This is a genomic window from Acetobacter vaccinii (assembly GCF_008365315.1).
Classification (GTDB): Bacteria; Pseudomonadota; Alphaproteobacteria; order Acetobacterales; family Acetobacteraceae; genus Acetobacter; species Acetobacter vaccinii.
The window spans coordinates 2082380-2103312 of the sequence record NZ_CP043506.1 but is presented as its reverse complement, the minus strand read 5'-3'; the positions used below and the strand labels follow the sequence as shown (position 1 = coordinate 2103312).

At 61.0% G+C, this 20933-nt stretch carries 20 protein-coding genes and 1 riboswitch; of the genes, 11 read left to right on the top strand and 9 right to left on the bottom strand.

Annotation, left to right across the window (positions count from 1 at the left end; all coding sequences use genetic code 11):
• Positions 1 to 17 precede the first annotated feature (17 nt).
• Positions 18 to 221: a cold-shock protein gene (locus FLP30_RS09490; protein ID WP_149279617.1), complete on the bottom strand. Its 204-nt coding sequence runs from the start codon at positions 219 to 221 to the stop codon at positions 18 to 20.
• A 341-nt stretch (positions 222 to 562) separates the two neighbouring features.
• Here FLP30_RS09490 and groES point away from each other — a divergent pair, with 341 nt between their 5' ends.
• Entirely contained in the window at positions 563 to 856 is a 294-nt protein-coding gene (gene groES, locus FLP30_RS09485) for a co-chaperone GroES (protein ID WP_149279616.1), read from the top strand.
• Between the two features lie 50 nt (positions 857 to 906).
• The gene (gene groL / locus FLP30_RS09480) at positions 907 to 2556 is read left to right on the top strand and encodes a chaperonin GroEL (RefSeq protein WP_149279615.1); all 1650 of its coding nucleotides are present in this window, start codon (positions 907 to 909) and stop codon (positions 2554 to 2556) included.
• 461 nt (positions 2557 to 3017) lie between these two features.
• Here the strand turns inward: groL and cysE are convergent, their stop codons facing one another.
• Positions 3018 to 3875: a serine O-acetyltransferase gene (gene cysE / locus FLP30_RS09475; RefSeq protein ID WP_149279614.1), complete on the bottom strand. Its 858-nt coding sequence runs from the start codon at positions 3873 to 3875 to the stop codon at positions 3018 to 3020.
• An 11-nt stretch (positions 3876 to 3886) separates the two neighbouring features.
• On the bottom strand, positions 3887 to 5140 hold the full coding sequence (locus tag FLP30_RS09470; RefSeq protein ID WP_149279613.1) for a UbiH/UbiF/VisC/COQ6 family ubiquinone biosynthesis hydroxylase: 1254 nt from the start codon (positions 5138 to 5140) through the stop codon (positions 3887 to 3889).
• A 208-nt stretch (positions 5141 to 5348) separates the two neighbouring features.
• On the opposite strand from FLP30_RS09470, the gene FLP30_RS09465 reads away from it, so the two are divergent.
• Entirely contained in the window at positions 5349 to 5687 is a 339-nt protein-coding gene (locus tag FLP30_RS09465) for a P-II family nitrogen regulator (protein ID WP_149279612.1), read from the top strand.
• 461 nt (positions 5688 to 6148) lie between these two features.
• On the opposite strand, the gene FLP30_RS09460 is transcribed toward FLP30_RS09465, so the two are convergent.
• Positions 6149 to 7438 (bottom strand): ammonium transporter, encoded by a 1290-nt coding sequence (locus FLP30_RS09460; RefSeq protein ID WP_274705043.1) that lies wholly within the window; start codon positions 7436 to 7438, stop codon positions 6149 to 6151.
• Between the two features lie 561 nt (positions 7439 to 7999).
• On the opposite strand from FLP30_RS09460, the gene FLP30_RS09455 reads away from it, so the two are divergent.
• Positions 8000 to 8512, top strand: a complete 513-nt coding sequence (locus tag FLP30_RS09455) for a hypothetical protein (RefSeq protein WP_149279610.1) — start codon at positions 8000 to 8002, stop codon at positions 8510 to 8512.
• 28 nt (positions 8513 to 8540) lie between these two features.
• On the opposite strand, the gene FLP30_RS09450 is transcribed toward FLP30_RS09455, so the two are convergent.
• The 3 genes from FLP30_RS09450 to FLP30_RS09440 are packed head-to-tail and all read right to left on the bottom strand — an operon-like array spanning position 8541 to position 11469.
• Positions 8541 to 9518 (bottom strand): retroviral-like aspartic protease family protein, encoded by a 978-nt coding sequence (locus tag FLP30_RS09450; protein ID WP_149279609.1) that lies wholly within the window; start codon positions 9516 to 9518, stop codon positions 8541 to 8543.
• The gene (pip, locus tag FLP30_RS09445; RefSeq protein WP_149279608.1) at positions 9518 to 10480 is read right to left on the bottom strand and encodes a prolyl aminopeptidase; all 963 of its coding nucleotides are present in this window, start codon (positions 10478 to 10480) and stop codon (positions 9518 to 9520) included. Before pip ends, FLP30_RS09450 begins: the two co-directional genes overlap by 1 nt.
• Entirely contained in the window at positions 10477 to 11469 is a 993-nt protein-coding gene (locus FLP30_RS09440) for a tyrosine recombinase XerC (RefSeq protein ID WP_149279607.1), read from the bottom strand. Before FLP30_RS09440 ends, pip begins: the two co-directional genes overlap by 4 nt.
• 77 nt (positions 11470 to 11546) lie before the next feature.
• Between FLP30_RS09440 and FLP30_RS09435 the strand changes: the two genes are divergently transcribed.
• The gene (locus tag FLP30_RS09435) at positions 11547 to 13799 is read left to right on the top strand and encodes a primosomal protein N' (RefSeq protein ID WP_149279606.1); all 2253 of its coding nucleotides are present in this window, start codon (positions 11547 to 11549) and stop codon (positions 13797 to 13799) included.
• Positions 13800 to 13822: 23 nt separating this feature from the next.
• On the opposite strand, the gene yajC is transcribed toward FLP30_RS09435, so the two are convergent.
• Positions 13823 to 14185, bottom strand: coding sequence for a preprotein translocase subunit YajC (gene yajC / locus FLP30_RS09430; RefSeq protein ID WP_149279605.1), 363 nt, complete (start codon positions 14183 to 14185; stop codon positions 13823 to 13825).
• A gap of 132 nt (positions 14186 to 14317) precedes the next feature.
• On the opposite strand from yajC, the gene FLP30_RS09425 reads away from it, so the two are divergent.
• From FLP30_RS09425 to folE, 6 genes are all read left to right on the top strand, one after another.
• Positions 14318 to 15187, top strand: a complete 870-nt coding sequence (locus FLP30_RS09425) for an ATP-binding protein (RefSeq protein ID WP_149279604.1) — start codon at positions 14318 to 14320, stop codon at positions 15185 to 15187.
• Positions 15188 to 15293: 106 nt separating this feature from the next.
• Complete coding sequence (locus tag FLP30_RS09420) at positions 15294 to 16397, top strand: aromatic ring-hydroxylating oxygenase subunit alpha (RefSeq protein WP_149279603.1); 1104 nt, start codon at positions 15294 to 15296, stop codon at positions 16395 to 16397.
• Complete coding sequence (gene mutT, locus FLP30_RS14355; protein ID WP_149279602.1) at positions 16390 to 17370, top strand: 8-oxo-dGTP diphosphatase MutT; 981 nt, start codon at positions 16390 to 16392, stop codon at positions 17368 to 17370. The genes FLP30_RS09420 and mutT overlap by 8 nt, the downstream gene beginning before the upstream one ends.
• A gap of 122 nt (positions 17371 to 17492) precedes the next feature.
• A riboswitch (SAM riboswitch) is annotated at positions 17493 to 17572 on the top strand.
• Positions 17573 to 17665: 93 nt separating this feature from the next.
• Complete coding sequence (gene metZ, locus FLP30_RS09410) at positions 17666 to 18874, top strand: O-succinylhomoserine sulfhydrylase (protein ID WP_149279601.1); 1209 nt, start codon at positions 17666 to 17668, stop codon at positions 18872 to 18874.
• Between the two features lie 156 nt (positions 18875 to 19030).
• Positions 19031 to 19501 (top strand): Co2+/Mg2+ efflux protein ApaG, encoded by a 471-nt coding sequence (gene apaG, locus FLP30_RS09405; protein ID WP_149279600.1) that lies wholly within the window; start codon positions 19031 to 19033, stop codon positions 19499 to 19501.
• 24 nt (positions 19502 to 19525) lie between these two features.
• The gene (folE, locus tag FLP30_RS09400) at positions 19526 to 20128 is read left to right on the top strand and encodes a GTP cyclohydrolase I FolE (RefSeq protein WP_149279599.1); all 603 of its coding nucleotides are present in this window, start codon (positions 19526 to 19528) and stop codon (positions 20126 to 20128) included.
• Between the two features lie 46 nt (positions 20129 to 20174).
• On the opposite strand, the gene FLP30_RS09395 is transcribed toward folE, so the two are convergent.
• Positions 20175 to 20753, bottom strand: coding sequence for a DJ-1/PfpI family protein (locus tag FLP30_RS09395; protein ID WP_149279598.1), 579 nt, complete (start codon positions 20751 to 20753; stop codon positions 20175 to 20177).
• Between the last annotated feature and the right edge of the window lie 180 nt (positions 20754 to 20933).

The window sequence follows — 20933 nt, the reverse complement described above, 5'->3', positions numbered from 1 at the left end:
GGCAGGAGACTATGCCGTTAGAGCGGCTTGAGTTCCGTAGCAGCCTGCTTGCCACGTTCCTCTGTCAGTTCGTAAGACACTTTCTGTCCGTCATTCAGGCCGCGCAACCCGGCCGCCTGCACGGCGGTGATGTGCACGAACACATCTTTCCCACCTTCATCTGGCGCAATAAAACCAAAACCTTTGGTGGTATTGAACCACTTGACTGTCCCTGTAGCCATGGGCCGCGATAATCCTTGTCTTTTCACTTACGGGAAGCGCCTGCCGCACGAACATGTGCCACACAGGTCTGGGGCTATTCCGGCCATGTACGTGGCCGATTGTCAATCAGAATATCCATTCTGACCCTTCTTAAAGGGGGATGAACACCCGAGTGTGTTAAATTGGAAAGAAAGACAGGGGGCTTCCTTGACACTGCTGGGGGGCAGACCTATCTCCATTGCTGGCACTCCCGGGGTGGGAGTGCTAACGCGTCGCGGCGTATGTACGCGCGGTTCACACAGGTGGCGTTGCTTTTTTAACGAGGGCGCCGCCGCAGCACAGCAATGTGGAGCAATCCATAATGACGAAATTTCGTCCCTTACACGACCGGGTAGTTGTTCGCCGCCTTGAGAGCGAACAGAAGACCGCCGGTGGCATCATCATCCCCGACACGGCAAAAGAAAAGCCGATGGAAGGCGAAGTCGTGGCCGTAGGCCCGGGTGCCCGTAACGAACAGGGGCAGGTTGTGGCGCTTGACGTCAAGGCCGGCGACCGCATCCTTTTCGGCAAGTGGTCCGGCACGGAAGTGAAGATCGACGGTGAGGAACTGCTGATCATGAAGGAAAGCGACATTCTGGGCATTATCTCTGCCTGAATCGCTGACCCGCTTTTCCAACCCAGAACGATCTTCTCAGGAGAAATTCAATGGCTGCCAAAGACGTAAAGTTTGGTGCTGACGCACGCCAGCGCATGCTGCGCGGCGTGGACATTCTGGCCGATGCCGTCAAGGTAACGCTGGGCCCCAAGGGCCGCAACGTTGTGCTGGACAAGAGCTTCGGCGCACCGCGGATCACCAAGGACGGCGTTTCCGTCGCCAAGGAAATCGAACTGGCTGACAAGTTCGAGAACATGGGCGCACAGATGCTGCGCGAAGTGGCGTCCAAGACCAACGACGTTGCTGGTGACGGCACCACCACCGCCACCGTGCTGGCCCAGGCTATCGTGCGTGAAGGCATGAAGGCCGTTGCCGCTGGCATGAACCCGATGGACCTCAAGCGCGGTGTGGACAAGGCCGTTGCTGTCGTTATCGAAGAGCTGAAGAAGAACGCCAAGAAAGTGACCACCCCGGCGGAAACCGCCCAGGTCGGCACGATCTCCGCCAATGGCGAACACGAAATCGGCCAGATGATCTCCGAAGCCATGCAGAAGGTTGGCTCCGAAGGCGTCATCACGGTTGAGGAAGCCAAGCACTTCCAGACCGAGCTGGATGTTGTTGAAGGCATGCAGTTCGACCGTGGCTACATCTCTCCGTATTTCGTGACGAATCCGGAAAAGATGACCGCGGACCTGGAAAACCCCTACATCCTGATCCACGAAAAGAAGCTGTCTTCCCTTCAGCCGATCCTGCCGCTGCTTGAAGCTGTTGTGCAGTCCGGCCGTCCGCTGCTGATCATTGCAGAAGACGTTGATGGCGAAGCGCTGGCAACCCTGGTTGTCAACAAGCTGCGTGGTGGCCTGAAGATTGCTGCTGTCAAGGCTCCGGGCTTCGGCGACCGCCGCAAGGCCATGCTGGAAGACATCGCGATCCTGACCGGTGGCCAGGTGATCAGCGAAGATCTGGGCATCAAGCTGGAAACCGTGACGCTGGAAATGCTTGGCACCGCCAAGAAGATCCACATCGACAAAGAAAACACCACCATTGTCGATGGCTCCGGCAACTCCGACGACATCAAGGGCCGCGTCAAGCAGATCCGCGCCCAGATCGAGGAAACCTCTTCCGACTACGACCGTGAAAAGCTGCAGGAACGTCTGGCCAAGCTGGCTGGCGGTGTTGCCGTTATCCGCGTCGGTGGCTCCACGGAAGTGGAAGTCAAGGAACGCAAGGACCGCGTTGACGACGCCCTGCACGCAACCCGCGCTGCGGTTGAAGAAGGCATTGTCCCCGGTGGTGGCACGGCTCTGGCCCGCGCAACCAAGGCTCTTGCCCACCTGCACTACCACAACGACGACCAGCGCGTCGGCGGTGGCATCATCCTGCGCGCCCTGCAGGCTCCGCTGCGTCAGATCGCCCTCAACGCGGGTGAAGACGGCGCTGTGGTTGCCAACAAGGTGCTGGAAAGCGACGACTACAACTTCGGTTTCGACGCTCAGGCAGGTGAATACAAGAACCTGGTTGACGCCGGCATCATCGACCCTGCCAAGGTTGTCCGTACGGCTCTGCAGGACGCGGCTTCTGTCGCTGGCCTGCTGATCACCACGGAAGCCATGGTGGCAGAACGCCCAGAAAAGAAGTCGGCTCCGGCCGGTGGCCCTGACATGGGCGGCATGGGTGGCATGGGCGGCATGGACTTCTAATCAGAAGTTCTGCCCAACAGGCACGATGAGGGGTGGCTTGCCGCCCCTCCCCCTTGCGGGAACGGCTACGGACTATCGTCCGTGGCCGTTTTTCGTTTCTGCCCTCTGAGACCATATTCCTGCATGTCAGGGCTGGGCGTTTTGGCGCCTTAACGCTGCCAGTCTCCGTGCATAAAAGACGTGCTCAAAAGCCGCCTCTGACAAAAAGAGTGTTTTGAGGTTTTGCCTTCTTTTAAAGGCTGCATTGCTTGAAGCTTTTTGGAAAAAGCTTCACCAAAAACTTCTTAAGTTTTGCAAATGCTTTGCAAGCGGGTTCACGTTACCAGCCGGTGCCTGAAGCGCTCAACAAGTCCTCAATCAGAAGACTGATGACATAAGCTTACGTTGGTTGCTGCGGGAAAGACCGCATTATCCCCTGTGACAACGACTTGCGTGCAAGCAGTGCCACAGAGGAACAGTTCTCAAATAATATAGTCTATCGGCGGCAGGGTCTGGTCCATGTTTAGGGCGGGCATACTGCCGACATGGCGGGTGCCAACCTTGCGGGCCGGGTTGCCCACGACGGTGGTAAAGGGCGGCACAGTTTCCAGCACAATGGACCCTGCCCCAACCTTGGCACCTTCCCCTACCTCGATATTACCCAGCACTTTCGCGCCAGCCCCAATCAGCACGCCGCGGCGCACCTTGGGGTGCCTGTCACCGCTATGTTTGCCTGTACCGCCCAGCGTGACATTTTGCAGCAAGGACACATCGTCCTCGATCACGCAGGTTTCCCCCACCACAATCCCTGTCCCATGGTCGAACAGAATCCGGCGACCAAACCGTGCGGCAGGGTGAATATCCACCCCGAACAGTTCCGACGCACGGCTTTGCAGGTGCAAAGACAAATGCCTGCGGCCCTGCTGCCACAACCAGTGGGCTACACGGTGCGCCTGCACGGCATGGTAGCCTTTGAAGAACAGAAACGGCGTGACAAAGTCCGGGCAGGCCGCATCACGCTCCCGAATGGCAAGCAGATCGGCTGCGGCCGCGCAAACAATGTCGGGGTCTGCATCAAACCCTTCCTGCACCAGTTCTGTCAGCGCATCGACCGCCACCGAGCGGTCACCCAGCTTGCGCCCCAACAGGGCTGCCAGGGCGGAGGCAAAATCAGCATGGGCACGCACGCCTGTTGTCAGCAGCCCTTTGACCAGTTGGTCGCTGCATGTGCAGGCCTGCTGTGTCATCTGCTGCCACAGCACGGCAAGCTGCGGCGCGCACAGGCTGCTGCTGGCATCAAACTGGCTGGAAATCACGGAGTGCTGAAGTTCATCCTGCATACGGTCCCCCATTACAGCCCCATGGCGTGCCGGACAAAGGCCCGCCGCAAGGCTGGCATCCGGTGCACGCTGGCAATGCCGATGTCGCGCGCCAGGCGCAAGATCGGGTTATTGTTACTAAAAAGGCGATCAAGCGCATCTGTCGCCGCCAGCATAAGCATATTGGCCGGACGACACTGGGCCTGATAGCGCGCCAGCAGCGCCGGGGCGCCAACATCCTGCCCCTTGGCGTGGGCGTCTATCAGCAGGCTGCTCAGCTGAATAATGTCCCGGTAGCCCAGATTGAGCCCCTGCCCCGCAATGGGGTGGATACCATGGGCGGCGTCACCCACCAGCACCATTCTGGTCGCAACATAGCGCTGGGCATACTGGGCCGAGAGCGGATACGTCCACCGCCGTCCTACAGGCTGTACACGGCCGAGCCGCCCCGTGCCCATGCGCTTTTCCACCTGCCGGGCAAACATATCATCTGGCAGGGCAGCAAAACGCTCGGCTGTGCCGTCCTTGTCGCTCCAGACAATGGCGGACATGTAAGGATGTTCCTGCGTGCCGGGCAGCGGCAACTGGGCAAACGGGCCAGCGGGCAGAAAATGCTCGATGGCGCTGTTGTCATGCGGGAACTCATGCGCAATGGCGCTGACAATGGCTGTCTGTCCATACGGCAGTTTGGTCAGCGGGATACCGGCTTCTGCCCGTAGGCGGCTACGACGGCCATCCGCTGCCACAACCAGACGGGCGTGGAAGCTGCGCCCATCCGTCAAACGGATCTGCGCACCGTCATCCTGCCGGGTCACTGTTGCCTCGGCCGGGGCCAGCACACACACTTCCGGCGTGGCTGCCAGCGTGGCATTCAGCGCCACACGCAACGACCGGGCCTCCACCATCCACCCGAAAGGCTGGTTGGCATCTTCACGCGTGAATTCCAAAAACAGGGAAGACGCAGGCTCACCCGGTCGGCCATCTGTGACCAGAATATCCTCAATCGGGCAGGACGGCAGGGGCAGGTGGTCCCATACCCCGGCTTCTTCCAAAAAGAGCTTGGGGCCAGCCGCCAGCGCATAGGCACGCCCGTCAACATCGGGGTGTTCCATGGGTGACAGACCAACCCGGTCAATAACCGCAACACGCAGGCCCGCCCGCCCAAGGCGGCAGGCCAATGTGGCCCCTACTGGCCCAGCACCTACAATGCAGACATCCACATCCGCCAACGGGGCTGCGGCCGTCACAGTTGGGTCCACCTGGGGTGATGTGGCTGTCTGGTGCATGGGTAGCGCTTCCTTAACTCTGCCTGTGTCATGGTCCTGCCAGAAAGCTCCGGAACAGTGCCATCAGCAGGCTTTCTATATGCTCTTCCCTGTCTTGAAAAACCAGTCATGCTGCTATTGCAAGGCTCATAAAACCCTATCGTGGGTCGAATAAATGTGTCACTATCAAAACGTCACAGATATGCCGACGGCAGGGAGTACACGCTGGATGAAGCTGATTACCGCCATTATCAAACCCTTTAAGCTTGGTGATGTCCGGGAAGCACTGGCACCTTTGGGTGTACAGGGGCTTACCGTTTCTGAAGTCAAAGGGTTCGGGCGCCAGAAGGGCCAGAACGAAATCTATCGTGGTGCGGAATATCGCATCAGTTTCCTGCCCAAGATCAAGGTTGAAATTGCCACAACCGATGACCTTGTGGACCAGGTAATTGAGGCGATCCTCGATTCCGCACACACGGGCAAGATTGGCGATGGCAAGATTTTTGTCAGTGATCTTGAACGCGTCATCCGTATCCGGACACGCGAAACAGACGAATCTGCCCTCTAACACCACTACACTTCGCCGCGTTTCTGCCTGTCTTGTCATGGCAAAACGCGGCGGCCTGTGGGTAACACCACCGGCAGGATACTCCCCATAGCGCCAGAGTAGTCAGGGTCAGGCACAGATAGCTGCCTCAATACTCATTGGTGCGTGACTTCCCAAACTATTTCCAGATTGGCCGTAAGCCGCTGGCCTTGTGCACCGCAGCATCGGCTTGCGCACACCCATGCCCGTTCGCTTGTGAGGCCGCAGCTATAAGACTGTTTCTACGCGGGTAGCTCTCAGTCTCCGCATCTCACAGAGATGGTCATTACAGAGCCAATGGGCAGCGTCCTTCCCTGTTGGGTATGAGACAGCCCCTCGCACACGCTGCACCAACAAAAAAAGCGCCTCTGCCAACACAATGGCAGAGGCGCTTTGCTTGAAGTCGCCTTCCAGCGGCAGATACCGCTGGAAGGCCAAGGCTTTTAGAGGTTGATCTGTTCCCCATGCAGGGAGGTATCCAGCCCTTCCAGCTCCTGGTCAGGCGTAACACGCAGGCCGATAACCCCGTCCACAATCTTGAGCAGGATGAAGCTGACAACCGCACACCACACAATGGTCACACCCACGGCTTCCGCCTGGATCATGAGTTGGTGCATGGAGCCAACAATACCGGTCGGGTTGCTGTCGGTGGCAGACAGCGGACCATAAGCCAGCACACCTGTCAGCAGCGCGCCGACAATACCGCCCACACCGTGCACACCAAAGGCATCCAGGCTGTCGTCATAGCCCAGCAGGTGCTTGAGGGAAGTTGCGCTCCAGTAGCACACGACACCCGTAATCAGCCCGATCAGCAGCGCGCTACCCGGCAGCACAAAGCCTGCCGCGGGCGTAATGGCAACCAGCCCGCCAACAGCACCGGAAATAATGCCCAGCACCGTAGGCTTGCCTGCGCGCATCCACTCCATCAGCATCCAGGAGATACCAGCACCAGCGGCTGCAACCTGTGTCGTGACCATGGCCATGCCAGCACGCCCGCCAGCCCCAAGCGAGGACCCGGCGTTAAAGCCAAACCAGCCCACCCACAGCAGGGACGCGCCGATAACAGCATAGGTCAGGTTGAAGGGAGAAAGGTCTTCATGCCCATAGCCACGGCGACGGCCGAGCACCAGTGCGCAGACCAGACCCGCCACACCGGCGTTGATGTGCACAACCGTACCACCGGCAAAGTCAGCAGTGCCAAGGCCAGCCAGCCAGCCCATGGGGCTCCATACCCAGTGGGCAACCGGTGCGTACACCAGCAAGGACCACAGGATGGAGAACACGCACATGGCGCTGAACTTCATACGCTCGGCATAAGCACCTGCGATCAGGGCCGGGGTGATGATGGCAAAGGTCATCTGGAAGAGCATGAAAATGCTCTCAGGGATTGTCATCGTGCTGGCGTTGGGGGAGTCGGCACCCAGAACGAACGGCACATCTGCCCCGTTGTGAATATGCGCCCCAATACCGTTGAGCAGCACGCGCGAGAAGTCACCAATCCAGGCGGAACCGGTGGTGAAAGCAAGGGAATACCCTGCGACCATCCAGACGACAGACAGGATACAGCACAGCGCAAAGGACTGCATGAGGGTTGCAAGAACATTCTTCCTGCGCACCATACCGGCATAAAACAGTCCGAGGCCGGGAATTGTCATCATCAGCACCAGGGCGATGCTAATCAGCATCCACGCCGTATCGCCGCTGTCGATGGCGGGTGCTGCATCAGCGGCCATAGCCGCGCCGCCGTTCAGCAACGAAACGGCAGCAATCCCGCCAAGCAGGAAACCCGCTTTTGGCGTGCCCACGCGCTTGAGGGGGGATAACGCCCCAGGTGATGACAAAAACATAATCAGCATATCTCCTTGCCGTAACGCAGGCACAAATACTCCACTCTTGATGAGTGTTATCACTTTGTTTGTATCTTAACCGAAACAAAGCGGCAAGCCTTCATAACTGCCACTTTTCAGGCCCTGTCCCATCCCCCGCTTCCATCCCCTTGATGGCACATTGCCGGGCCCTCCAGATCACTGGGGTGCAGGCTGGTTTTTCGTGCAGCATGGGCTGTTGCAGGCTGCGGGTGCGGCTTCCTTGCCACATCGGTTTTATTTTTTCCAATCCGGCACCCACAGGCCCGACAGCATGACGCCAAGGCCAACCTCGCCAGCCTTATTTTAGCAACAATTTTAACGCTTTGGATTGTCCGTTCTCTTTGCCATAGTCCACACCATGGCCGAAACAGGGAGCCCCCCTGCCCGATGGCCTGATTGGACCCATCCTTCTTCCAAGGCACTGTCATGAAGATATCCGTACGTCTCGGGCTGGCTTCCCTGCTGATTGGCAGCGCAGCCCTCCTCCCCTCCGGCGCGCATGCCCTTACCGCCAAGGAATGCCATCAGAAGTTTACCGCAGCCAAAGCTGACGGCACGCTGGGCAAACAAAGCTATGGCGCGTTCAAGGCTGCCACCTGTGACAGCCCTGCCGCCGCGAGCACCCCGGCCCCTGCCGCCCCGGCAGACAAAGCCAGTGCACAGGCTGAGCCCGCCAAAACCGACAAGCCTGAAAAAACCGAGAAGGCCGAAAAAGCTGAAAAGGCCGCACCCGCCGCAGCAACGGCTTCAACCTCCGGGGCGGTTTTCCCCTCCGCCGTGGCAGCACAATATTCCAAGCTGAGCCCCGGCAAAGCCCGCATGCAAACCTGCCTGGACCAGTACAAGGCCAACAAGGCGCAAAACGCCAATGGCAACATGAAATGGATCCAGAACGGGGGCGGTTACTACAGCGAGTGCAACAAACACCTGAAAGGCTGAACCGCCATTCAAACGCAGGGCGGCGGTGTTATAGGCCGCCCTGCCCCCCGCCCCGCTGTGACGGCATGACATAGAGTGTGTGGGTCCGGTAGGATATCCAGACCCTATGGGTGGCAAACCAGTCTGCCCCCAGCAGCATGTCGGCTGTATCCTTCAGGGGCATGACGGTCAGCACCGGGGCCTCCTCCCGCTCCTGGCCGATTTGCAGACGGTGAAAACGATGCCAGTGATACTGCTGGCTGTGGCCATCCACCCCCTGGGTCAACCCTCCGGGATCGGTCTGCAACGTGCTTTCCGGCACGCCCACCCGTATCGCGGCTGTCTCCGACACAATGCGTGAGCGTGCTCCGCTATCAACCAGCGCCCAGAGCGGGTGGCCATCCAGTTCCAGCCGGGCAAGGGCGCGGTGGTGGTCTGTCACCATCAAAGGCACAGCACGGTAGATATACCGCCAACCCACAGGGCCAGTACAATCGGGGGCATCAGCCCGCCACAACGCCAGCCAGCCCTGCGCGACATTAAACTCCACATCATAGCCCGAAAGCATATCGCCCCCGATCAGCCCCTCCACTGCGGGTTCTGTCCGGGGCGTCGCAGGCAAGGCCGAGACCGGGACGGACACCGGGCCAAGCTGGGCTTTGCCAACCCGGAAGGAGGTGACAATGGCATTGGGCACAATATGCCCCACCCCACCCGTGCCTTGCACTACTGTCCGCACGGCCTTGTCGCGCTGTGTCTCAAACAGGGCTGCGGCTTCGGGTGATAACAGGCTGCCCTCTGATCCGGTATCAACAATCATCCGCGTGATATGGCCATTGATGGACGCGGGGATATTCAAAAACCCGCTGTCATCATGCAGGGCGACCCGGGCGACCTGAGTGTAGCAGCCGCTCTCCTGCGCCTGTGCGGGCACAACCAGAGGCAAGGCCGCCACACAGGACAGAACTGCCACCAAGCCCCAGCGGGCGGGTACCCGATAACTCCCCCACCCCTGCTGCCGGGACATTACCCCAGTTCCCTTGCAAAGCGATCGGTAGCGTCCAGCAGAGCGTTGAGAATACCCGGTTCAAACAAGGCATGCCCTGCAACATCAATCAGCCTGAAATCAGCCTCCGGCCACGCTTTGTGCAGGTCCCAGGCCGTGCGCACTGGCGTTGCCATATCGTAACGCCCCTGCACGATCACGGTTGGAATATGCCGAATACGGTCAACATTGCGGATAAGCTGCCCTTCCTCCAGCCAGCCTGCATGGACAAAATAGTGGTTCTCGATCCGGGCGAATGCCAGAGCGTATTCAGCTTCATCATGCTGGGTTTCAAGCTCGGGGGACGGCACAAGGGTCAGGGTGCGGCCTTCCCACAGGCTCCAGGCGCGGGCAGCCCGGAGTTGCTCGGCACGGTCCTGCCCCACCAGCCGCCGCCGATAGGCTGCCATCAGGTCATCACGCTCCACCTCAGGGATGGGGCTGAGGAAGTCTTCCCATTTATCGGGAAACAGCCATGAGGCACCTTCCTGATAATACCACAGCAGTTCCGCCCGACGCAGGGTAAAGATGCCGCGCAGCATCAACGCGCTGACCCGCTCCGGGTGGGTCTGGGCATAGGCTAGTGCCAGAGTAGAGCCCCACGACCCACCAAAGACAGCCCACTGCTCCACCCCGCACTGCTCACGCAGGCGTTCAATATCCGCAACCAGATGCCACGTGGTATTGGCGTTCAGGTCTGCGTGGGGGCGCGAGCGGCCGCAGCCCCGCTGGTCAAACAGGACAATCCGGTACCGGGCCGGGTCAAACAGCCGACGCGACGCGGGCGAGCAGCCACCCCCTGGCCCACCGTGTAAAAAGACAACGGGAATACCCTTGGGGTTACCGCACTCCTCCCAATAAATCTGGTGTCCGTCCCCTGTGTCCATATAGCCCTGAGCGTAGGGTTCTATGGCGGGCCATGGTGTGCGGTAGGTCTCGATCATCCCTGTGTCTTTTCCTTACTGGCAGTAGAGGCCAATTGTGCACGCGGATGCGCCCGCGTCCAGACATCCAGCAGATGGGCCTCGTCCGCCAGAGTATAGCGCTGGGTGGTGGACAGGCTGGCATGGCCCAGCAGTTCCTGAATCACACGCAGGTCCGCCCCGCCTTCCATCAGGTGTGTGGCAAAGGAATGTCGCAGGGCATGGGGGGTCACATGGGCGGGCAGGCCTGAGAGTTCACGCCACTCCCGCATTGCTTTCTGCGCCACGGCAGGTTGCAGCCGCCCACCGCGCACCCCCACAAACAGGGGAGATGCCGCCTCTGGCATGGGGTGGCGGGCCCGCCAGGCCTCCAGCCCAGCCCGCACGACAGGCAACACAGGCACCAGCCGCTCCTTGCCCCCTTTACCGCGGATACGCAGCACACCGCTGCTATCCATATCCCGCAGGTCGCCCACGTTCAGGTTCAGCCCTTCGGAAATACGCAGCCCACACCCATACAGCAGCAGAAACAGTGCTGTGTTGCGGCTTTGCTCCATGGGGGTCTGGGCCAGTTCGGCAATGCCTGCCGGGGCGGACAGAGCGTCCTGCCGCCCCAAGGGTCGGGGCAGGGTCTTTTTAACCCGGGGGGAACCCAGAAGCTGCACAGCCGGGTTTTCCACCCCCTGCTGGCGGGTCAGATACCGAAAAAAAGACCGCACAGCCGACACCCTGCGCGCCCTTGTACGGGCGGCCTGGTCCGGTGTGGTACGCCCTTCCCGCACGGCGCGGCTGCTCTGGGCCTGTTCCTGCTCGTAGGCAAGCCAGGCACGCAGGTCTCGCAGGCTGATGCGTCCCAGCCCCGCCATATCCGGCAAACCATCAAGATGCGTGGTCATGAAGCCGAAAAAACGCGACAGGTCGCCCCGATACGCCTCCACAGTGAGGGGGGAGGAGCGTTTTTCCACCGCCAGCCACTCCAAAAACGCCACCAACGCCTCATCCGCCGTCATGCTCGCCTCCTCCTGTCCCGCCTTTAGCTGGCCGTTCCTCTTGTTCTTTATCATGCCACGCGCCTAAACAGGCAGACATGGCTACACCCTCCCCTTCCCGCGTATTGGACACACCGCCCACGCCAGAAGTGCCGGAGCGGGTGGCCGTCTTGCTGCCCATGCCTTTTCCCGGCCCGTTTGATTACAAACTACCCCCTGGCCTCGTCCTGCATGCGGGCGATATTGTTACCGTCCCTCTGGGCAAGCGGCAGGCAACCGGGGTGGTCTGGGACACAACACCCCACTTACCCCCCGACCTGGCCACACCGTCCACCCAGAGCCCGATTGCCGCAAACCGCCTGCGGCCTGTCCTGAGCAAGCTGGATGTGGCTCCACTGCCCGCCGAACTCCGACGTTTTATCGACTGGGTCGCGGCCTATACCCTGTCCCCACCCGGCATGGTGCTGGCAATGACATTGCGCCCGCATATGCAGGGCCAACCCACCCCGACAATGGGCTGGCTGGCCACCACACCCTTGCCTGCGGGCCTGCGCGCAACCCCTGCCCGGCAGAAAATACTAGCCTTGCTGGCCGATGGTGTGCCCCGAGCCACCACCGAACTGGCACAGGCGGCAGGCACAAGCCCCGGTGTTGTCCGGGGACTGGTCGATGCCGGAGCCCTCCACGCTGTCCGCCTTGGCCCGGCCAACCCTTTTGGCCGCCCGGACCCCGCCTATTGCCCCCCTGTGCTGGAAGGCGCGCAACAGCACGCTGCCGAAGCCCTGCGCCAGAGCGTGCGTGACAACCGTTTTTCCGTCACGCTGCTGGAAGGAGTCACAGGCTCAGGCAAGACGGAAATCTATCAGGAGGCCATTGCGACCTGCCTGACCGAAGGACGGCAGGCCCTTGTGCTGCTGCCCGAAATTGCCCTGTCCGCCCAGTGGGTCGAACGGTTTGCCCGGCGCTTTGGTGTGCGCCCCGCCATCTGGCACTCCGAAGCCGGGCAGAAAACCCGCCGCCTGACATGGGCCGGTGCTGCCGATGGCTCGGCCCCTGTGATTGCCGGGGCACGGTCTGCCCTGTTTCTGCCCTTCCACAAACTTGGTCTGATTATTGTGGATGAAGAGCACGAAGGCGTGTTCAAGCAGGAAGAAGGCGTTACCTACAACGCGCGGGACATGGCGGTTGTACGGGGGCGTCTTGCGGGTTTTCCGGTTGTGCTGGCCTCTGCCACCCCAAGCCTTGAAACATTGGCCAATGCACATACGGGCCGGTACCATCACCTTATGCTCCCCACCCGGCACGGTGGGGCCAGCATGCCTGAAACCACTGTGCTGGACATGCGCGAAGCCCCACCCCCACGCGGGCGCTTTTTGTCCACGCTCATGGTGGACGCCATCAACCAGACACTGGAACGGGGGGAGCAGGCCATGCTGTTCCTCAACCGCCGGGGGTATGCGCCGCTCACCCTCTGCCGCGCCTGTGGCCACCGCATGGAATGCCCACGCTGCACAGCCTGGCTGGTGGAACACCGTGCCCGCAGGATTCTGGCCTGCCACCATTGCGACCATGTTGAACCACTGCCCGAGTCCTGCCCCGCCTGCTCGGCCGAGCAGTCCCTGACCGCCATAGGCCCGGGCATAGAGCGCATTACCGAGGAAGCGCACGACCTGTTCCCCGAGGCCAGAGTCCTTGTCATGTCCAGCGACATGACCGGGGGGGCAGCAGCAACAGCCGAGGCAGTAAACAGCATCAGCCGGCAGGAGGTGGACCTGATCATCGGGACACAGATGGTCGCCAAAGGCTGGCACTTTCCGCACCTGACCCTGGTTGGGGTCGTCGATGCCGATCTGGGGCTGGGTGGGGCAGACCTGCGGGCTGGTGAGCGCACAATCCAGTTGCTGCATCAGGTTGCAGGCCGGGCCGGGCGGGCCAGCGCACCGGGGCGGGTGCTGCTGCAAAGCTACACCCCTGAGCACCCGGTCATGCAGGCTCTGCTATCGGGTGATTTCAATACCTTCATGGAGCAGGAAGCCGCCCAGCGTGAACCGGGCTTCTGGCCCCCTTATGGGCGGTTGGCGGCCCTGATTGTCAGCGCCGACACCATGGCCGAGGCAGACGCAACCGCTGCCCAGCTTGGGCACAACGCCCCTTATGGGGACGGAATAGAAGTGCTTGGCCCGGCCCCTGCGCCGCTGGCACTGCTACGTGGGCGGCACAGGCGGCGGCTGTTGCTCCGCACGCGGCGCAGTATTGCCGTCCAGCCCATTCTGCGCCGCTGGCTGGGCATGGTTACCCCTGCCCGCGGCACACGGATTGATGTGGACATAGACCCCATTTCATTTTTCTGAGGTCTGTCCGAACCGCCAGAAACTTATTTCGTGGCGGCTGCGTCGTTCGCAGGCTTGGCAGAGCTGGTCAACACGGTGGAAATGGTGTCACGCAGGACGGTGATGCGCACATTGGGGGCAATTTCCACCTCCACTTCCGGGGCATCTTCCTTGTTGCGCTGCACAATGCCAACCACGCCACCAGCGGTCACAATACGGTCCCCACGGCGCAGGGTCTTAAGCTCGGACTTAAGCTGCTTCTGCCGCTGCTGCTGCGGGCGGATCAGCAGGAAATACATGATGGCGAAAACCGCCACAAACGGCAGAAACGACATCAGCGTGGAACCGCTTCCACCGCCAGCCCCGGCTGACTGGGCATAGGCGGCGGAAATAAGCATGTTGGACATCTACGATCGACTTTCAGGAAAGGCTGGTTGCACAAGATGAGGGAATGACCATAATTTTCAATTGCCTCGCGTCAAGCTCCTCCGCTGAGGAAACATGCACCGCCACCCCTGCCCGCAAGGACACAGACCCCAATGGACACCTCCTGGCTTCCTGCCCTTGAACGTATTGCCTCAGCTCTGGAGCGGCTTTCCCCCCCTGCTCCCACGCTGACAGGCATAGACACAGCCGATGCTTTTGTATGGCAACCGGCTCTGGGGCGGCTGGCACCGGTCGCACACGTGGCCCATGTACCTGTGGACCTGCTCCAGGGGGTGGACCTGCAAAAACGGATCCTGCTGGACAACACGCGCAACTTTGCCCACGGCCTGCCCGCCAACAACGCCATGCTGTGGGGGGCCCGTGGCATGGGCAAATCCTCGCTGGTCAAAGGGGCACATGCGCTTGCCAATGTGGTGGATGGCCAACCCTGCCGCACCGGTCAGGGCCGGGTGGCACTGGTCGAAATCCAGCGCGAGGACCTGGCAACCCTGCCCACCCTGCTGGAACTGCTGCGCTCAAGCACCCGCCGCTTTATCCTGTTCTGTGATGATCTGTCGTTTGAAAAGGAAGACCGCGACTACAAGGCGCTCAAATCCGTGCTGGATGGCGGCATTGCCGGGCGGCCGGACAATGTGATTGTCTATGCCACATCCAACCGCCGCCACCTGATGCCGCGTGAAATGATAGAAAACGAGCGCGCCACCGCCATCAACCCCTCCGAGGCAACGGAGGAAAAGGTCTCCCTGTCCGACCGTTTCGGCCTGTGGCTTGGCTTTTATGCGTGCGAGCAGGATATTTTTGCCCAGATGGTGCAGTCCTACGCCCATGACCGCGCCCTGCCGATAGAGGACGCCGAGCTTATGGCGAGAGCGAATGAGTGGGCCATTACCCGCGGCAGCCGTTCTGGCCGGGTGGCCTTTCAGTTTATTGAAGACCTGAGCGCACGGCTAACAGCGCACTAATATGGAGGTTTCACCCCCAGCCGGGTTGCGCCCCCACCCATGATGCGTTGAAGATAGGCCGAACGCCAGCATACGCCGCTGCCCGGACCACCCGCCCCGAGGAACCATGAACCAGACCGCCCAGACTGACCCCACCGGAAACGAGCCTCAAGGACGCCCCCGGGCTGGAACGGACCTGCGCACCGTGCGGTCCAACCCCGACTACTGGTACCCTGTCGCCTGGTCGCGGGAACTCAAGGCGGGCAAAACCATTGGCACCCGCTATGCCGGAACACCCATAGCCCTTGTACGGCCAGAAGACGGCGGGTCGGTGTTTGCGCTGGAAGACCGCTGCGCCCACCGGCAGGTGCCACTGAGCAAGGGGGTCGTTAATGGCAGTGCGGTCAAGTGCTGCTATCACGGCTGGGCCTATGGGCGTTCCGGGCGCTGCATTGACGTGCCTTATCTGGGCAAGGGCAAACTGCCCAACGGCGTACGCACCTTCCCCTGCCGTGAGCAGAGCGGCATGATCTTTATCTTCCCCGGTGACCCGGACAAGGCAGAAACAACGCCCCTGCCCCCAGCACTGGCCCAGACAGCCAACCCCGGCTACAAGACCCGCTACTTCGGGCGCACTGTGGGCTGCCATTACAGCTTCATGCATGAAAACCTGATGGATATGAACCACCAGTTCATGCACTCCAAACAGATGGGGCAGATGAAACCCCGCTTTCTGGGCCAGAAGCGTGAGGCAGGTCTGGTCGAAGCCCGTTACAGCTTTGCCCGCACAGGCGGCAAGCAGCCTATTGGCGAAGCCCTGATTTTTGGCGAACGGCGCGATGCTTCGGAAAAATTCCAGCACCGCGATGTCATGACCATCCGCACGGAATACCCGTACCAGACCCTGCGTATCCAGAAGGGAGACGACGATCCGGTCATGGACCTGTGGATTGTCTATGTTCCGCAAAGTGCTGATGAACTGACAAACCGCACCTTCGGCCTGCTGTCTGTCAAACGCCCGGGCGTGCCTTTTGTGCTGGACCTAGCCTGGCCGTTCCTGGTTGCCTTTACAAACCGCATTTTTGCTGAAGACCGTGAAATTGTGGAACTGGAGCAGAAAGCCTGGAGGGAACTGGGGGGAGACCACAATGTTGAAGTCTTTCCCGTTATCAACGCCCTGAGGGACCTTCTAGTAGAATGTGGCCTGCCACCAGCCCAACCCGATGCCTGACAGCCTGCCCCTGATGCTGGAGGCGCCACCCTACCGTCTGCGCCCCCTGCACCCGACTGACGCCACCACCCTGCACCACCTTGTCAACGACTGGGAGGTAGTGCGCATGCTCAGCCGCCCGCCCTTTCCCTACCCCAGGGAACTGGCGGATGAGTGGATTGCCGCCACACAGGCCATGCATGCCCGGGGCGACGGCTACCATTTTGCCATCACCAACACCGATGGCAGCTTTATAGGCTGCGTGGGCCTGCGGATAGAAGCCGTACCTGGTGGTGGCCGGGTCGGGCAGCTTGGCTACTGGGTGGGCCGCCCGCACTGGGGCCGGGGTGCCGCACGGCTGGCCGCAGCGCGGGTGACGCGCTGGGCGCTGGCCCATCTTGACATTACCTGCCTGCGCGCCAGTGCGGCGCAGGACAATATTGCCTCGATCAAGGTGCTGGAACACGCGGGCTTTCGCCAGACTGGCACCGACAGTCAGACATTTGCCGCCCGTGGGACAGAACTCCCCGTTGCCACTTTTGAAGCCACCCGGACAGACATGGACACACCCGTTTCCGACCCCGCACCTGGCCCCCGCCGCCTTGTGCTTGTTGCCGCAGGCGCCCTGATAGACGCCCAGAACCGTATCCTGCTGGCCCGCAGGCCCGAAGGTAAAAGTATGGCCGGCCTATGGGAGTTTCCCGGTGGCAAGGTGGAAGCGGGGGAAACGCCCGAGGCCGCCCTTGTCCGCGAACTGCATGAGGAGCTGGGGCTGGATCTGTCGCGCGCCTGTCTGGCACCATTTACCTTTGCATCGCATGCCTACCCGACGTTTGACCTGCTGATGCCCCTGTACCTGTGCCGCCGCTGGCAGGGTACCCCCACCCCGCGGGAAGGCCAGAAACTGGCATGGGTTGAGGCCTCAGCCCTGCGTGACTACGCCATGCCCGAGGCCGACCTGCCTTTTATACCGCTGCTCCAGGCTCTGCTGTAACAACCACCCCCGCCACACCTCAGAGCTGCTGGAAAGGCTGGGTTGCAGTCACGATCATGGCGCAATGCGACTGCCCGCTTGACGAGGCCCGCCGTCTGCGCCTAACCAAAAAGGTGAAGCCTGTGGGCTTCCCTCGTGATTTGTCCGGCTGGCTTGCGGCGAGGAAAAAGAAACGCGCTAAAGAGGCCCTGACGGACGCATGGCCGCCGTCATGGTTTCCACGGTCAATTTGAAAGGCTGGCCCCACTGCCTGCGCGCACGCAGGGCCAGACAGGAAAGAACCGGATACCGAGTAATGACCAGCAGCAAAACCTCCCCTTCCAGCACATGGCGCCCCGCCACCCGCCAACTTCATGCCGGGCTTGAGCGCACCGAATATGGGGAAACAAGCGAAGCCCTGTTCCTGACCTCCGGCTTTGTTTACGACAATGCCGAGCAGGCGGCCGCGACCTTCCGCAACGAAATCACTCATTACCAGTACAGCCGCTTTGGCAACCCGACGGTTGCAGCCCTGGAACGCCGACTGGCTGACCTGGAAGGGGCCGAGGCCTGTATTGCAACCTCCACCGGCATGGGGGCTGTGTCGTCTGCCCTGCTGTCCCACGTCAAGGCTGGTGAGCGGGTTGTTGCATCGCGCGCGCTGTTTGGGTCCTGCTACTGGATTGTTGCCAACCTGCTGCCCCGCTACGGCGTAGAGATCGAATTTGTCGACGGCACGGACCTGCCCCAGTGGGAGCGCGCCCTGTCCCGGCCGACAGCCGCTGTCCTGCTGGAAAGCCCGTCCAACCCCATGCTGGACATTCTGGACATTGCCGCCATCTCGGCTCTCGCCCACAAGGCCGGGGCCATTGTGGTAGTGGACAACGTCTTTGCCTCCCCCATTTATCAGAAGCCGCTGGAACTGGGGGCGGATGTTGTCGTGTATTCCTGCACCAAGCACATTGACGGTCAGGGCCGTGTGCTGGGCGGGGCAGTTCTGGGGTCTGCTGAGTGGATCAGCAACACGCTGCAACCCTTTACCCGCAACACGGGCAATGCGCTTTCCCCCTTCAACGCCTGGGTCATGCTCAAGGGGCTGGAAACGCTCTCCCTGCGGGTTGACGCCATGACCCACAACGCCGCTGCTGTGGCCGATTATCTGGCGGCAGCCCCCGGTGTGCTGTCCGTCCGTTACCCCGGCCGGGCAGATCATCCCCAGCATGCGCTGGCAGCCCGCCAGATGACAGGCGGTGGCAGCCTTGTGGCCTTTGAGGTGCGCGGCGGTCAAGAAGGGGCATTTGCCTTCATGAATGCGCTGCAACTTATCGCCATTTCCAACAATCTGGGCGATGCGCGGTCGCTGGTGACACACCCGGCCACCACCACCCATTCCAAGATTGATGCCGCCGAACGGGCAGCCCTGGGCATTACCGATGGGGCCATCCGTTTCTCCGTCGGGCTGGAAGACAGCCAAGACCTGATCGACGATCTGGCCCGTGGTATCGCCGCCCTCCCCTCAGCCTGAACGCAAACACGCCACCCTGCCAGACCGCAGGGTGGCCCAGATGCGGCTTTGCACCGGCGGACAGTTCATGATACTGCCCGCCTCACCTTCCGCCAGGCTTGCCCGGCACATGGGGGATAGACGGCCGCCCCCGTTTTGTATGGAGCAGAACAGTCCATGGCCGACTGGGCAGTACCTTCCCTTGTGCAAGACCCGCAGACAGCGCTTGATGAGCTGTTTTCCGCCCTTCCGGTCTATGAAGCCAGGACAGGCGATATCCGCGTCCAGGTTCAGGTTTTCTGGCTGCCCGATCAGTCGGAGCCAGATGAATCGTCCTATAGCTGGGCCTATCGGGTTCGTATCCGCAACATGGGGGCCAAAGCCGTGCGGCTGCTGGAGCGGACATGGCACATCATCGACTCAACGGGCCATAACGAGTGCGTGCAGGGTGCGGGCGTGATCGGCCAGCAGCCTGTCATCCAGCCGGGTGCTGAATTCGACTACACATCGGGCACATCGCTGACCACGCCTGGGGGCTTCATGCGCGGGGCTTACCTGATGCAGGTCGTGTCAGACGGTACGCGCTTTGATGCTGAAATCCCTGCCTTCAGCCTTGATTGCCCTTTCCAGATCCACCAGCTTCACTAGTCCTTTGCCCAGCAGGAGAATGGCATGAGCACCGCGCCAACAAACCGCCCGACCCAGACAGAAGCTGAAGAGGCTGTCCGCACACTCCTGCGCTGGGCGGGGGATGACCCCACGCGTGAAGGGCTTTTGGACACCCCCTCCCGCGTGGCCCGTGCCTATACCGATTTTTTTGCAGGCTACGAGATTGACCCGGCCAACCTGCTGCGCCGGACCTTTTCCGAAGTGGATGGCTATGACGAAATCGTGCTGCTGCGCGATATCCGCTTTGAAAGCCATTGCGAGCACCACCTGGCCCCCATTATTGGCCGCGCCCATGTCGCCTACCTGCCGCGCCAGCGCGTTGTTGGCATTTCCAAGCTGGCGCGCGTGGTAGATGCCTATGCCCGCCGCCTGCAAATTCAGGAACGGCTGACAGCCCAGATCGCCAATACCATTAATGATGAACTGGACCCGCAGGGTGTGGCCGTCATTATCGAATCGGCGCACGAATGCATGACCACGCGCGGAGTTCACAAACCCGGTGTGTCCATGGTCACAAGCAGCATGCTGGGTGTGTTCCGCACCAATTCCGACACCCGGCGGGAACTAATGGCCATGCTCAACCGGCCAGCCGCCAGCAGTTTCTGACACGCCCTTCCCGCTCAGGCGGGAAGAACGCGCAGGAGTGCCGCCATCAGATCGTGATGGTGGCGCCCAGAACCTTGAGAAACTGCGCCAGCCAGGTCGGGTGTGCGGGCCAGGCCGGGGCTGTCACCAGTTCGCCATCTGTAACGGCGTCTGTCACTTCTACTTCAACATACGTGCCGCCTGCCAGTTCCACTTCCGGCTTGCAGGCCGGATAGGCTGACACGCGCCGCCCCTTGATCACCTGGGCCGCCGCCAGCAACTGGGCACCGTGGCAGATGGCCGCCATGGGCCTGTCGGCAAAAGCCTGCACGATTTCGATCACACGGGGGTTTAGCCGCAGATACTCCGGCGCACGTCCACCGGGCACGATCAGGCCCAGATAATCATCCGTATCAATCGCGTCGAACGTGGCATTGAGCTTGAACAGGTGGCCCGGCTTTTCGCTGTAGGTCTGAGCGCCTTCAAAATCATGGATCGCCGTCAGCACGGTCTCGCCCACTTTTTTGCCGGGACAGACAACATCCACCCGGTAGCCCAGCATGGTCAGCGCCTGATAGGGGACCATGATTTCATAGTCCTCGACATAGTCCCCTGCCAGCAGCAGCAGTTTGACATCATTCGACATTGTCTTGCTCCTTCTCTCGCCCATGCAGTCATGGGCTGGAAAACTGTGCCCAGAGTACAAGCCCCCGCCCGACTGTCCAGCCTGAAGACCGGGCCCTGAACCGACAGAAAAGGGTGGCTGGCAGTTTGGTGCTGTTCATCCCTGCCACCAAACATTATATTTTATTTTAAGATTCAGATG

What these genes read in the sequence shown, in the direction of transcription:
- FLP30_RS09490 (WP_149279617.1), bottom strand. Translation starts at nt 221, where the DNA reads ATGGCTACAGGGACAGTCAAGTGGTTCAATACCACCAAAGGTTTTGGT.
- groES (WP_149279616.1), top strand. Translation starts at nt 563, where the DNA reads ATGACGAAATTTCGTCCCTTACACGACCGGGTAGTTGTTCGCCGCCTT.
- groL (WP_149279615.1), top strand. Translation starts at nt 907, where the DNA reads ATGGCTGCCAAAGACGTAAAGTTTGGTGCTGACGCACGCCAGCGCATG.
- cysE (WP_149279614.1), bottom strand. Translation starts at nt 3,875, where the DNA reads ATGCAGGATGAACTTCAGCACTCCGTGATTTCCAGCCAGTTTGATGCC.
- FLP30_RS09470 (WP_149279613.1), bottom strand. Translation starts at nt 5,140, where the DNA reads ATGCACCAGACAGCCACATCACCCCAGGTGGACCCAACTGTGACGGCC.
- FLP30_RS09465 (WP_149279612.1), top strand. Translation starts at nt 5,349, where the DNA reads ATGAAGCTGATTACCGCCATTATCAAACCCTTTAAGCTTGGTGATGTC.
- FLP30_RS09460 (WP_274705043.1), bottom strand. Translation starts at nt 7,438, where the DNA reads ATGGCCGCTGATGCAGCACCCGCCATCGACAGCGGCGATACGGCGTGG.
- FLP30_RS09455 (WP_149279610.1), top strand. Translation starts at nt 8,000, where the DNA reads ATGAAGATATCCGTACGTCTCGGGCTGGCTTCCCTGCTGATTGGCAGC.
- FLP30_RS09450 (WP_149279609.1), bottom strand. Translation starts at nt 9,518, where the DNA reads ATGTCCCGGCAGCAGGGGTGGGGGAGTTATCGGGTACCCGCCCGCTGG.
- pip (WP_149279608.1), bottom strand. Translation starts at nt 10,480, where the DNA reads ATGATCGAGACCTACCGCACACCATGGCCCGCCATAGAACCCTACGCT.
- FLP30_RS09440 (WP_149279607.1), bottom strand. Translation starts at nt 11,469, where the DNA reads ATGACGGCGGATGAGGCGTTGGTGGCGTTTTTGGAGTGGCTGGCGGTG.
- FLP30_RS09435 (WP_149279606.1), top strand. Translation starts at nt 11,547, where the DNA reads ATGGCTACACCCTCCCCTTCCCGCGTATTGGACACACCGCCCACGCCA.
- yajC (WP_149279605.1), bottom strand. Translation starts at nt 14,185, where the DNA reads ATGTCCAACATGCTTATTTCCGCCGCCTATGCCCAGTCAGCCGGGGCT.
- FLP30_RS09425 (WP_149279604.1), top strand. Translation starts at nt 14,318, where the DNA reads ATGGACACCTCCTGGCTTCCTGCCCTTGAACGTATTGCCTCAGCTCTG.
- FLP30_RS09420 (WP_149279603.1), top strand. Translation starts at nt 15,294, where the DNA reads ATGAACCAGACCGCCCAGACTGACCCCACCGGAAACGAGCCTCAAGGA.
- mutT (WP_149279602.1), top strand. Translation starts at nt 16,390, where the DNA reads ATGCCTGACAGCCTGCCCCTGATGCTGGAGGCGCCACCCTACCGTCTG.
- metZ (WP_149279601.1), top strand. Translation starts at nt 17,666, where the DNA reads ATGACCAGCAGCAAAACCTCCCCTTCCAGCACATGGCGCCCCGCCACC.
- apaG (WP_149279600.1), top strand. Translation starts at nt 19,031, where the DNA reads ATGGCCGACTGGGCAGTACCTTCCCTTGTGCAAGACCCGCAGACAGCG.
- folE (WP_149279599.1), top strand. Translation starts at nt 19,526, where the DNA reads ATGAGCACCGCGCCAACAAACCGCCCGACCCAGACAGAAGCTGAAGAG.
- FLP30_RS09395 (WP_149279598.1), bottom strand. Translation starts at nt 20,753, where the DNA reads ATGTCGAATGATGTCAAACTGCTGCTGCTGGCAGGGGACTATGTCGAG.